The sequence below is a fragment of the Blautia coccoides genome (assembly GCF_034355335.1).
GTDB classification, from domain to species: domain Bacteria; phylum Bacillota; class Clostridia; order Lachnospirales; family Lachnospiraceae; genus Blautia; species Blautia producta.
Map to the genome: position 1 here is coordinate 5,825,148 of NZ_CP136422.1, position 12,902 is coordinate 5,838,049.

Here is a 12,902-nt window from a genome sequence, read left to right on the forward strand (position 1 = left end):
TGCTTTTTTTGGATAGAAACATGCTCTGTGCATGGTTTCAGACACGATGAACAGGGGGAAACAATACATGGGTACAAAACCAATGGAAAGCAATCAGATCACAGAAGGAGTCATCTGGAAACAGATTCTCCTGTTTTTCTTTCCCATTATGCTGGGCACATTATTTCAGCAGCTTTACAACACGGCAGACGCCATCGTGGTAGGCCGTTTTGTGGGTAAGGAAGCTCTTGCCTGCGTGGGCGGTTCTTCCGGGCAGATCATCAACCTGGTAGTGGGATTTTTTGTGGGGCTTTCATCCGGTGCCACAGTCATCATCGCCAGATACTACGGAGCCAGAAATAAAAAGGACTTAAACGCCACTCTGCACACAGCGGCAGCCCTTTCCATCGCGGGCAGTATCATCATCACTGTCCTCGGCCTGCTCCTTACGCCTTTCATGCTGGATCTGATGCACACACCTGAAAATGTAATGGCAGGTTCCGCGTCTTATCTGCGCATTTATTTCGGAGGAATCATATTTGTCTTTATCTACAATGTGGGTTCTGCCATCTTAAGGGCAGTGGGGGATTCCAAACGTCCTCTTTATTATCTGATCGTATGCTGCTTTATCAATATATTTCTGGATGTGCTTTTAGTGGTGGGACTGGATCTAGGCGTTGAGGGCGCTGCCATTGCCACACTGATATCACAGGCGGTGAGTGCTGTCCTGGTGGTGCGGGCACTCATGCAGCCCGGAGGCATGTACCTTCTGGAGATGAAAAACATCCGTTTTCACAGATTCCTGCTCAAGTCCATAGTCACGATCGGTCTTCCCGCCGGAATCCAATCCGTCATGTATAATATCTCAAATATTATCATACAGACCTCGCTGAATAATCTGGGGACAGATACCATGGCGGCTTACACCGCATTCGGCAAAATGGACTCTATTTACTGGATGATATCCGGTGCTTTTTCCATTGCCATCACCACCTTCGTGGGGCAGAACTACGGAGCAGGCAAATACTCCCGTATGAAGAGAAGCGTGTTTGTCTGCCTGTTCATGGACTTTATCGCGTCTATACTGGTAAGTGCCCTTTTCCTGCTGTTTGGCAGCTATATCTTCCGCATGTTCACCCAGGACCCGGAGGTTATCAAAGTGGGAATGAAGATCATCCAGGTGATCGCGCCCAGCTATGTATTGTTTATCTTCATCGAAATCCTTTCCAGCGCCCTCCGCGGTATCGGGGATGTGCTGATCCCTATGATCATGACCTGCGGCGGCGTCTGCCTGCTCAGGATCTTCTGGATTTTTGCAGTCGTACCGCATATTCCCGGAATCCAGAGCATACTTATGAGTTACCCGATCTCCTGGGCACTGACAGCCGTGCTGTTTATTATCTATTACTTTGTGAAACAGAAAAAATTTTATAAGAGCCTTCCCAATGAAATGTAGATAGCACACAGCGGTGAAGGTATCGAACTAATTTAATAACACAAAAAGGCCGGGGGAAAAGAATCTGTCTGTGATTCTTTTCCCCCGGCAAATCAAAATTATATTCTCAATTCAGATACTCGTGAGCCATTACCAGCATAACACTGGCAGTCCATGTGTATGCTCTGTCACGCAGACCGCATCCGGTCAGCGCGTCAAAGTTCTCCGCACAGCCGCTTTTCTGCACCATACGGCAGAACTTGTGGGTGATCTCCTGCACAAATTCGTTTTCCCCGCATTCTCTCATTCCATCCAAAATGATCATGGTACTCGGCGCCCAGATCGGCCCTCTCCAGTAGCCGTCAGCTTCATACGCACTGCTCTTTATGCTCTCAGTTGCCAATCCGTATTTTGTGTTGAATTTTTCACTCTTTATGGACTCTGTCATGTTCCTGCGGATCTTCTCCGGCAGCTTATCTCCCAGTATGATAGGAAGGTACAGGATCAGGCTGTCTGTCTCCACCTGTTTCATATCAAATCCCGCCAGAGCAGCCGGTCTGTCATCACGGAAAAGGACGTCCAGCATCCTCTGCATCATCCGTTCAGACCGTGTCTTCCACATATCCACATCTGACATATATCCCAGTTTCTCCGCCACATCAGCCAGAACATCCATCTGGAGTACAAGAAATGCGTTCAGATCAGGCAGTGTAACAGGCGGCAGTTGGGAAAATGCTGTGGCGTTATCCCAGCCGGAGTCATTTCCGTGTGTATACTCACAAAGCCCGTCCCCATTTTCATCTCTGCAATTCAGCCACCAGTTTGTCCATCTGCTCAGTTTCTCATAGGCTTCCAGGAGTTGTTCTTTGCTAAGGTCCATAATCTTCATGAGCTTTTTCAAAGTCCAGCCGTGAATGGGAGGCTTACAGTAATTATTGATGACCACCGCGTCATTGACGCTGTCAGGAATATTTCCCGATTCTTTCTGGAAGTCAAACATGACCATGAACTGATCCCATGCCTCCTTAGGATTATTGTAGGCCAGAGCCATGGCATTAAAGCAGTGGTCCCAGCTCCATACATTGCACATCCAGTTTTTTGACATGAACATGGATTCCCTTTGGAGTACGCCGCAGGGAGATACAATACTTGCCCAGTCCACGTACGCCGCAACCAGAGCTGCCTCCTCATATTCTGCGGGAACCGTAGGCATAGAGCGGTAAAATTCCATGAACTGATGCAGACTGTTATTTACCACTTCCTCATAATCATAGTCCAGGCCTCTGTCCATCCAGTCTTCAAAATTCTCTTCCAGTGTAACTGTATACTTTTCCCCTGTACCTGCCCCTAGCAGCAGCCGGCAATACTCCGCTGTGCTCACACTCCATTTCTGGTCCAGTGTGATGGTACCCTCCCCGGCACGGAGCATATAGCGGGAGTTGCCGTTAAAACAATTTACAAGATAAAAATCCCTGTCCCCTGACTTCCAGGGCTGCGCAAAGGTAAACATAGTCCCCTCTGACATAAAGTCCAGCTCCAGATCCACATCCCCGTTAAACACCATTGTCTTATCATCCGCAAAGGCAATTCCCGCCTCCCCGTATTCTGTGTGGATTCTGATATTCTGAGGCTTTGCCTCATATGTATACTGCAGTGCTTTTTTCTCGTGCACCGGAGTGATACGGGCAAGGAAAGAAGATTTTGCAGAACCGTGAACCGTTCTGAGATACAGTCCGGTCTCAACTTCCTTTCCCTGGAATTTCCCTTCCAGATAGGACACTGCCAGATAAGACCCTCTGGTGCTGAACGGCACCTCCATTAAATTAAGCTTCACTTTCAATACCTCCTGCTGTTATCCTTTTAATCCTGAAAATGTGATTCCTTCAATAAAATATTTCTGCGCCGCAAAATATACGGCGATCATTGGGATCGTAATGACTGTGGCCACTGCCATCAGCAGATTCCACTGGCTGTTGTGCTGCCCCATAAAATTCTGCAGTGCCAAAGAGACTGTTTTCAGCTTCTGGTCATCCAGGTAGAGCAGCGGTCCCATAAAATCATTCCATGTATTCATAAAGGTAAAGACGCCCACTGTACACAGCGCCGGTTTTGCCATGGGCATGATGATCTTTGCATAGATGGTAAAATAATTCGCTCCGTCCACAAGTGCCGCCTCATCATACTCCTTTGGTATCCCGCTGTAGAACTGCTTCACTAGGAACACGTTAAACGCTGTTCCGAAAAAACAGGGAACCGTAAGAGGAAGGAACGTGTTGTACCCGCCCACAGACTGCCATATCAGAAACTGCGGGATCATAAGGACCGTGTATGGTATCATCATGGTGGACAAAAGCAGCGCGAACCAGATATTGCGGCCCTTGAATTTCAGCCTTGAAAAACCAAATGCGATAAAACTGGAGCTTAAGATAGAACCAACCATGTTCACAACCACAATGACCGCGGAGTTCAAAAAGTATCTTCCAAAGGAATCCTTTGTAAACGCCTCCTTAAAATTGTCAAAGCTGAACCGGGAGGGAATCCACTTGATCGGAACCGTTGTGATCTCCCTGTTTGTCATGAATGCGCTGCGCACCATCCAGAAAAACGGAAACAGCATGGTAATGGATATCACTATCAATAATATGTAACAGGTAATCTTGACCCTCTTTTGCTTTTTACTCTTCATACGTCAATCTCCATTCTCGTAAACGACCCATTTCTTCTGGGATTTAAACACAATAAGCGTGAGAACCGCAATGATGATAAAGAAAATCCAAGACATAGCAGCCGAATATCCCATCCGTGACTGTTTAAATGCCGTCCTGTATACCATCAGGGAATAGAAGAAGGTGGCATTTGCCGGCCCTCCGTCTGTCATAATGTACGCCTGTGTGAATATCTGCATGGAATTGATGATCGCCATTACAAAGTTGTAGAAAATGATAGGTGTCATCATAGGAACCGTTATGTGAAAGAACCTGGCAACGGCACCTGCCCCGTCAATCTCCGCCGCCTCATACAACTGCCGGGACACGCCCTGCAGACCTGCCAGATATATGACCACTGTATTTCCCGCTGCCCAGAGTGCCATCACCGCAAGGGAAGGCACCGCGCCGCCCTCACTGAATATGAAATTCTGTGTGTGAAGGCCCAGTGCCTTCAGGATACTGTTGAGCAGTCCGTACATGGGATTATAGATGTACATCCACACAGCCGCGCTGGCAACAATAGGAACTATGGATGGTACATAAAATATGGCTCTGAATATGGAAATCCCTTTCACCTTTGTGTTCAGCAGCATGGCGATCAACAGCGGAATGCAGGTGATCAGAGGTACACTTAAAAGAGTGTAATATAACGTAACCTTCAAAGATTTAAAAAACAGGGGATCATGAAACAGCGCCTTATAATTGTCAAGCCCTATGAATTCTTTTGCGGAGATCACATCCCATTTTGTAAAACTGATACCCAGACTGAACAGCATGGGACCAAAGCTGAAACAGATGAGGCCTATGATGGCCGGAGCGATAAAGAAATATCCCCATTTCAACTGACTTTTTTCTTTTATATTCATTTTTGTTTTTGTAGCTTTTTTATTCATATCTTCCTCCTGACACGGTCTGTCCTCTTTTCAGAAATGTCTCAGGAACCTGCGTTCCTGAGACACAAAGGCTCATGTCAATTCCATGTTCCCTGCAGTTCTGAGGACACATCCAGAGAACCAAGGGCATCTGCTGCTGTCTGTTCTCCCAGCCATACATTGTCCAGGATAGGAATGATAGTATTGTCTACAATAACCGGGAAATTCTTGAGGGTTATATTCTCTCCCACACGTGTATTTTCCTGGTTCAGGATATTTTTAAATGCTTCACAATTGCTGCTCTCGTCTATATTGGTATAAGTGGACATCCATGCCTTTTCATTCTCTCCGCCGTCAAAGACGTCCAATGTATGGGGAAGTCCGCCCAGTGCCACCTGGTTCTCATTTGCCGCGTTGACTGCCTCATTAAAGTCAGTATAGTACCGGTAAAAATCAAAGGCCTCCTCATTTTCGGCATTCTTTGGTGACATACAGATACCTGCTGTCCAGCTCATATTTGCCGCCTGGCTAAAGGCCGGGATCTGTGCCACGCCCACGTCAAAGCCTTCATTTGAATAGTTGCTCAATGCCCAGGAACCGTCGATCAGCATGGCAACCTGACCATTCATAAGCATGGTACTCTTATCTGCAAACGCGCCTTTGGCCATTCCCACAGAAGGTGCGCAATTTTCTTTCAAAGACAGATCTGCGATCCCCTGGATCACCTGCAGCCCTTTCTCGGAATTGATCTCCAACTTGGTTCCGTCTTCGCTGGCGATTCCAACACCATTGGTATATAAAAGGGGTGTAAATATAACCCAGTCTGTAGGCATCATAGTGCCATACACGCTGACATTGTCCGTGTCAAACCCATCTTCACCAGGATGCTTTCCACTGCCGTCTGTTGTGAGTTTTTTTGCATTTTCCACAAATTCTGTCCAGGTCCAGGGGTTGTCCGCGTCTGTTGTGGGGAATTCCACGCCTGCCTCTTTCAGAAGATCCTTGTTATAATACAGGGCGATCGTCGCCACATTGCAGCCGCTGCCCCAAATATTTTCTCCGCTCCTAAAAACAGTGGATTCCAGCATGATGTCTTCCGGTTTTACTCCCGCTTTCTCATATAAAGGCGCCAGATCCAGAAGCGCCCCCTTGGACCCCCACTCCAGCACGCTTCCCTCAGGCATCTTGAACACATCCGGGAGACTGTCCGCTGCAGCCATGGTATTCATTTTGCTCAGATATTCATTATAGGGAATGAAGTTTTCCTCTATATCTATATCCGGATGTTCCTTCTCATACTGGGCTACCACTGCCTTGTCAAAGTCCTGTTCCGCGCTCTCGGACCAGGAATAAAAGCTCACTACTTTTTTGCCGCCCGCTGACGCTTCTTTCTTACTGTCTGCTCCTGAATTTCCGGACCCCGAATCCGGCGCACTGCCGCATCCTGCCAATGAACAAACCATACAGGTGCCCAGTATAACGGCTAAACTCTTCTTAAACATTTTGTTTCCTCCTTCTTATTACTGTTCCTCTGTTTGATAAGTTCATTTTATAAAAACAGGCTTTTCCAAACTAGTACATTTCCTTCCAATAACTAGCACAAATCCACCCTCTGCCTGTTTCTATACTCCCTGGGGGATATACCGTACCGTTTTCTGAAGGTACGTGTAAAATAATTTGCATCGTTATATCCCACTTTACCGGCGATCTCCGTGACACTTTGTTCTGTGTTTCTCAGGTAATCCGCAGCCTTCTCCATCCTGAAATTCTCCAGATACTGCATGGCTGTCATATTCTTCTTTTCTTTGAACTTCTTTGCAAGGTAGTTGGGTACCACAAAAAATTCATTTGCTACATCTGTGAGACTGATGTCCTCCGTATAATGTGTCTCCAGAAATCGGATCACCTGCTGCACAAGGCCGTCCTTTTCAGACTCTCCGGCTATCTTCTCGTGTATCATCCTGATATAGCCCTTCACCTTATGGCGTATTTCCTCCTGATCTGCGCAGTTCATCAGGGAAAACGGATAAAGCTCTGTCTTGAGCTTTTCAGGGATCTCAAAATTGTGCTGGGTATATTTATTGGCAGTAAGGATCAAAACGGAATGGTAAAAGGATTTTAAAAGGCCCCTGTTGTCTCTGTGCGCAAAGATTTCATCAAAAGCGCTCTCCACCTCTTCCTCCCACTTTTCTTCTCTTGTATTCTCTATAGCCCTGTCAAGAACTTCCAGGTTCATCTCTCCGCCACGATCCGCAGGCCTGTCCGCCTCCATAATATGAAGGGCACCGGGGAAAAACCTGCCGAGCATGGCGTACTCCAGAGTATTTGCCATATCCGTCACTTTCATATCTCTACCCGTTTTATACGCCAGATATACCTCCTGATATTTTCCTGTCTCCTCCCACAGCGCGCAGATCTGCTTTTCATTCAGCCACACATCGGAACCCAGAAGCATGGCCAGATGCTCACTTCCGTGGAATCGGATATGATCCCAAGAATCATGGGAAATCTTCTCATGCAGAATTTCCCTCAGTCCCTCTGCGGCTTCCCTGATGCCCGCCAGAACATCCTCTCCATAAAACAAAAGGGCTGTCCCAGAAAACTTCTCCCGGCGCTCCATGTAGTCCTGAAAAAACTCCCACTGCCTTCCGTACTCCTCTATCTGCTTTTCCCTGAGCGCCTCAATATCCTCACACGCCTCCCTCAGGGTATCCATAAATTCCTGTTGGGAAATAGGCTTCATAATGTAATTCACAACACCTGTTTTTATGGCCTTTTTCATATAGGCAAAATCATCATAGCCGCTGACAATTATAAACTTTGTTATGCTGTTCTTATCCAGCGTTCGGACTCTCTCCACAAAGTCCAGTCCGCTGCACAGAGGCATATTGATATCCACATAATAAATGTCCGGATTTACCTTTTCATACAGCTCATAGGCTTCCACTCCGTTCTTCGCCGTGCCTGCGATCTCCACATCCAGACCGGACTGTTCAATCCTGCGGCGTATGCTCTTCAATACATATTCTTCATCGTCGGCAATGCATATTTTAATCATGTTCGTCCTCCCCCGGCAGTACCATCTGTATTCTTGTCCCCGCGTTTTCTTTAGATATGATCTGGAAGTCCATGGCGTCTCCATACTCCAGGTACAGCCTGTGGAACACATTCCAGATACCAATGTGCGCGGATGATTCTTTTCTCTGGTTTGGGTTATCCCTGATATCCTGCAGTTCCTTTACAAGGCTGATGTATTTTTCCCTGGAAATTCCTCTGCCGTTGTCCATAATGGAAATGCACATCTTCCCGTCTTGGTTCTCAATAGATATAGATATACAGCATTCCTCTGTCTTCTGTGCAAATCCATGTCTGATACAGTTTTCCACCAGTGGCTGCAGGACTGCCTTGAGTATCTTTTTCTTCTCCACCTCCTCCTCTGTCTGGCAGAAGACAGACAGTCCGGGGATTTTATACTTCATGATAAGGAGGTACTGGCGAAAGTAGGCCATCTCCTCCTTCACACTGATCCATTTTTCCTGCTTCAGATTATAGTGGAACATACTTCCCAGATTCTCGCAGATACTCACCGCTGACTCTTCCTCGTGGCTCAATATAAGACCGTTTATGATCTCCAGTGTATTATATAAAAAGTGAGGATTTATCTGCTGCAGCAGCATCTGGTATTCTGTTTCTTTCTGGAGAGTGCTGATCACTCTGTTCTTTTCTATCAGGTCACAGATAGAACAGGACATCTCATTAAATCCGTCTATCAGTTCTCCGATCTCGTCATGGTAATGGTTTTCCATGGTGATACCCATCTGGTTGTTGCGGATTTTTGTCATGGCATGCCTGCATTCCAGAATAGGCACTGTCAGGTATCTGGAGAACATGACGGATGCCAGTAAAAAGAACACTGCTGCCAGCAGAAGAGCTGCTCCAAAACCCAGCCAGATGTTCCTGCTGTCCACAGCAAGACCTGATGTGTCCAGGATCACCTCCGCTGTCCAGAATTCCCCTCCTATATCAATCTCCGCTGTTCTTTTGCTGTAATAGGAAGGCCTTTTCTCTATCTCTTCTGATATCTTTTCAGGCAGACTGGAGGCTATGACTTTTCCACTGCTGTTTTTTATAGTCATGTATTCACCCTTTGCCCCCATATCTGTAAAACGCAGAATGTTCTGCACAGGCAGCGTGACAGCCAGGATACCTTCCTGTTCAAGAGAATACTGGTTGTTGATGGGATAATAGATGTTCATATACCACCCCTGGCCCTTTGTATACAGTCCTTTCCCCTCTCCTTCCTCAATGTATTTTCCATTGTAGAGGAATACAGGGTACCAGCTCTTTCTTTCCAGGTGTACAGAGTAATCCAGATGAAAAGGTGATGTCCCCTGAAGGCGTTCTCCGCTGTCCATGATGGCAGCCAGACGGACCCCCTCATTCATCCCTGATATGGTTCCCAGAAAATATTCGATATTTTCAGAGACCTCCTGCATGGTGCGCGTGTCCAGACTTTTGGGCTGGAACAGGGTCTGCATCCAGGAAGAGAATCCTATGCTGTAGGCCAAACTTTCCAGGTTGTCAAAATAAGATTCCACCTCCTCTTTTTTCTGCGCCGTAAGGCTTTCCACAGCCTTTTTTGTGGTCTCTATCCTCATATTTTCGTATATGGTAAAAAAAGTGGCACTGGACAAGACGACCACCACAGCGAAAAACATCATAGCCAGAGCCACTGTCTTTTGTCTCAGTCCCATATCCATAATGCTGCGCCCCAATTTTTTTCTGCTCTTCATAACATCCCCCAATCTTGGCTTGCGACCATATTCGTCATTATTCGACATAACATAAATTATATAACCAAAGCTGTATTGTTTACAATCATAAAAAACAGGAGAAAGCAGTAAACTGCTTTCTCCCACTCTATATGTCTATATGGTTTTTCATTCTGTTTTTATAACATTATTTATTCTGTAAAAGCTGTCAGGCGTGGGCAATATCCGTGTATTCTGAAATCTCACGGCTGATGGTACACAAGTCCTCCACATTCAGTTCATGTACATCTCTGTGCCCTGTGATTCTGGCAAAGGTTCTCAGCTCCTCTTTGCTACAGTTCAGAAAATTTGCTGTCCTTTTCGCTGCCGCATCCACTTTCAGGCGCTGCCTGAGTTCCGGGTCCTGGGTTGCCGCACCTACGGGGCACTGGCCGGAACCGCAGATGCGGTACTGCTGACAGGCGGAAGCGATCAAGGCTGCTGAGGCAATGGCCACGGCGTCCGCGCCCATGGCAATGGCTTTTGCGAAATCCGAGGACACTCGCAGACCGCCGGTGATGACAAGATCGATCTCAGCACCCACACTGTCCAAATATTTTCTGGCTCTGTGAAGCGCATAGATCGTAGGCACACTGGTGGAGTCCCGCACCAATTTGGGGCTGGCCCCGGTAGCCCCTCCTCTGCCGTCAATTGTGATAAAATCAGGTGCTGCAAACACACAATATTCCAAATCCTTCTCTATTTTCCCCGCCGCGATCTTGATCCCTATGGGGCGCCCTCCAGAGGCCATTCTGAGCTGATCCACCAGCGCCTTTAAATCCTCTTTTGTATTCACGTCAGGGAATTTGGACGGACTGATGACATCCTGCCCCAGAGGTTTATTCCTGATGGCCGCAATCTCAGGTGTCACCTTTTCACCAGGCAGATGGCCGCCCATTCCCGGCTTTGTACCCTGGCCGATTTTAATTTCTATGGCATCCGCTGTGGACAGATTCTCAGGCGTAACACTGTAGTGGTTTGGAACATATTCAAATATGTACTTATATGCAGCCGCTTTTTCCTCAGGCAGAATACCTCCCTCTCCGCTGCACATGGCAGTCCCGGCCATGGCGCTGCCCTTTGCCAGAGATGTCTTCATCTCCTTTGACATAGCCCCGAAGGACATATGGGATATGTAGACCGGCATATCCAGAACCATTGGCTTCTTGGCATGCTTACCAATGACTGTAGTGGTGTTCACCGGTTCGTTCTCCATAAGCGGCGGAGGATTGAGCTGGGCGCCCAGTATCAGGATATCATCCCAATTGGGCATTTTCATCTGCGTGCCCATGGCTTCGATGATCGGTTTTCCGGTGACTGCCATCTGATGGATTTCTGCCATGTAGCGGCAGGAAGCATCACGGCGCACATATTCGGGGGGATAATCAAGGGGAGTGCCTTCATCCGGACTTTTTTGTGCCTGCACCTCCTCTTCCTCCTCTATGCGTACAAATACGGAAGCCGGCTGCTTACATACAGGACACTGCTTTAAGTCCGTAAACTTTTTTTCCTCTGTCTCTTCAAAAATATACCCACATACACTGCATTTGAATTTTGCCACACTTACATCCTCCTTTGTCCCTGCGGTCTGACAGGCATAAAGCTGCAGTCCGCCTATGATAAATTCATCGTATCTGTTCAGTACCTTTACAGTTATAGGCAAAAAGCCTTCTTACGGCCAGCGCGCAGTAAATGCGCAGACCCACTGAATCCTTATAATTTATCTTACCACAGCGGACTGCAGAATACTACTAATTATCCCCCTGCTCGTTTTTTTTCATATCTTTTACTGTTCTTCCCTGGGTATCAGAAAATGATTCTTCCTCTCTCATTCCGTTATAGATAATTTCACCATCTATAATGGTATAAAGCGTCTTTGTAAAAATCTCCATAGGATTTCCTGTGAAAATGGCAATATCTGCGTCTTTTCCGGCTTCCAGACTTCCCACCCTCTGTTCTACACGGCATATTTTTGCGGGATTAATGGTGATGGCTTTCAGGCCTTCCTCCATAGGCAGCCCTTCTTTCACGGCAAGGCCTGCGCACAGGGGCAGATATTGGATCAGTGCCACCGGATGATCTGTGGTCACGGCAATGAGCACGCCTGCCTCCGCCAATATTTTATTAGTCTTAAAACTCATATTCTGCACTTCCAATTTGGAACGTGAAGTCAAGTCCGTGCCCACGATCACAGGAAATCCTGATTTTTTCACCTCATCCACCACCAGATGGGCTTCTGTGCCGTGATCTATGGTGATATCTATGTTAAATTCCTTTGCAATACGGATCGCGGTCAGAATATCATCTGCCCTGTGCGCATGTACCTTCAATGGGATCACCTTCTGAAGAACCGGCATCCACGGTTCTATATCAAAATCTTCCCTGTCCAGTCTGCCCCGCTCCTTGTCCTTCCTGTACTGTACAGCCTCCGTCAGTGTTCTGCGCAAAAGCGCTGCCGCTCCCATTCTGGTAGAGGGACATTTTCCCTGGTCCCCATAAACGGTTTTGGGATTTTCCCCCAGCGCTGCCTTCATAGCTGCCGGATCAAGGAGGGCCATATTGTCCACGCACCGCCCCTGCGTCTTCATAAAGACAAACTGTCCTCCCACTACATTGGCACTTCCCGGTCCGGTCATGACAGAAGTGATCCCTGCTTTGATGGCGTCATGGAATGCCGGGTCCATGGCATTCACAGCGTCAATTGCCCGCAGAGCCGGTGTCACAGGACTGGTCTGCTCATTACAGTCATCCCCGATAGCCCCCCACTTCTCCTCCGAAATCCCGATATGGGCATGAGCTTCGATCAGCCCGGGCATCACCCAGGCACCGTCCACATCCAGAACTTCTTCTCCCTTATGTCTCCTGTCCAGGGAAGACATTGTTCCCACCTCTGTAATAACCTCGCCTTCGGTTCTTACATATCCGCAGTCTACCGGTTTTCCGGTCATTGTAAATATTTTTCCATTTATGATCAGCATAAAACAGCCTCCTTTACAGATACCTGATTTCTTTAGTATCCGCAAAGGAGGCTTTTCGTATTCCCCCAAGTTCCTGCAAGGTATGTGGTAAAATAGTATTAAGGCAAAATGAATCCGGA

At 47.3% G+C, this 12,902-nt stretch carries 9 protein-coding genes; 1 reads left to right on the forward strand and 8 read right to left on the reverse strand.

Translation table 11 applies throughout. The features are described from left to right. Nucleotides 1–67: 67 nt before the first annotated feature. Complete coding sequence (locus tag BLCOC_RS26230) at nucleotides 68–1,435, forward strand: MATE family efflux transporter (RefSeq protein ID WP_029471475.1); 1,368 nt, start codon at nucleotides 68–70, stop codon at nucleotides 1,433–1,435. A 106-nt stretch (nucleotides 1,436–1,541) separates the two neighbouring features. Here BLCOC_RS26230 and BLCOC_RS26235 read toward each other — a convergent pair whose 3' ends face one another. From BLCOC_RS26235 to BLCOC_RS26270, 8 genes are all read right to left on the reverse strand, one after another. Continuing rightward, complete coding sequence (locus BLCOC_RS26235) at nucleotides 1,542–3,248, reverse strand: amylo-alpha-1,6-glucosidase (protein ID WP_115623855.1); 1,707 nt, start codon at nucleotides 3,246–3,248, stop codon at nucleotides 1,542–1,544. A gap of 18 nt (nucleotides 3,249–3,266) precedes the next feature. After that, entirely contained in the window at nucleotides 3,267–4,100 is an 834-nt protein-coding gene (locus BLCOC_RS26240) for a carbohydrate ABC transporter permease (protein ID WP_226826303.1), read from the reverse strand. Nucleotides 4,101–4,103: 3 nt separating this feature from the next. Then, a complete protein-coding gene (locus BLCOC_RS26245; protein WP_165392389.1) occupies nucleotides 4,104–5,015 on the reverse strand; it encodes a carbohydrate ABC transporter permease in 912 nt (303 codons plus the stop codon). A gap of 77 nt (nucleotides 5,016–5,092) precedes the next feature. Next, nucleotides 5,093–6,496: an ABC transporter substrate-binding protein gene (locus tag BLCOC_RS26250; protein ID WP_115623856.1), complete on the reverse strand. Its 1,404-nt coding sequence runs from the start codon at nucleotides 6,494–6,496 to the stop codon at nucleotides 5,093–5,095. A gap of 92 nt (nucleotides 6,497–6,588) precedes the next feature. Continuing rightward, nucleotides 6,589–8,052, reverse strand: a complete 1,464-nt coding sequence (locus BLCOC_RS26255; protein WP_029471480.1) for a response regulator transcription factor — start codon at nucleotides 8,050–8,052, stop codon at nucleotides 6,589–6,591. Then, nucleotides 8,045–9,787, reverse strand: coding sequence for a cache domain-containing sensor histidine kinase (locus tag BLCOC_RS26260; RefSeq protein ID WP_165907281.1), 1,743 nt, complete (start codon nucleotides 9,785–9,787; stop codon nucleotides 8,045–8,047). The genes BLCOC_RS26255 and BLCOC_RS26260 overlap by 8 nt, the downstream gene beginning before the upstream one ends. 187 nt (nucleotides 9,788–9,974) lie before the next feature. Beyond that, nucleotides 9,975–11,366: a glutamate synthase-related protein gene (locus BLCOC_RS26265; RefSeq protein WP_115625499.1), complete on the reverse strand. Its 1,392-nt coding sequence runs from the start codon at nucleotides 11,364–11,366 to the stop codon at nucleotides 9,975–9,977. 190 nt (nucleotides 11,367–11,556) lie between these two features. Further along, nucleotides 11,557–12,783, reverse strand: coding sequence for an amidohydrolase (locus BLCOC_RS26270; protein ID WP_115623858.1), 1,227 nt, complete (start codon nucleotides 12,781–12,783; stop codon nucleotides 11,557–11,559). Between the last annotated feature and the right edge of the window lie 119 nt (nucleotides 12,784–12,902).

Coding starts and splice junctions, on each gene's coding strand:
- BLCOC_RS26245 (WP_165392389.1), bottom strand. CDS start 5,015: ATGAATAAAAAAGCTACAAAAACAAAAATGAATATAAAAGAAAAAAGT.
- BLCOC_RS26230 (WP_029471475.1), top strand. CDS start 68: ATGGGTACAAAACCAATGGAAAGCAATCAGATCACAGAAGGAGTCATC.
- BLCOC_RS26260 (WP_165907281.1), bottom strand. CDS start 9,787: ATGAAGAGCAGAAAAAAATTGGGGCGCAGCATTATGGATATGGGACTG.
- BLCOC_RS26255 (WP_029471480.1), bottom strand. CDS start 8,052: ATGATTAAAATATGCATTGCCGACGATGAAGAATATGTATTGAAGAGC.
- BLCOC_RS26250 (WP_115623856.1), bottom strand. CDS start 6,496: ATGTTTAAGAAGAGTTTAGCCGTTATACTGGGCACCTGTATGGTTTGT.
- BLCOC_RS26270 (WP_115623858.1), bottom strand. CDS start 12,783: ATGCTGATCATAAATGGAAAAATATTTACAATGACCGGAAAACCGGTA.
- BLCOC_RS26240 (WP_226826303.1), bottom strand. CDS start 4,100: ATGAAGAGTAAAAAGCAAAAGAGGGTCAAGATTACCTGTTACATATTA.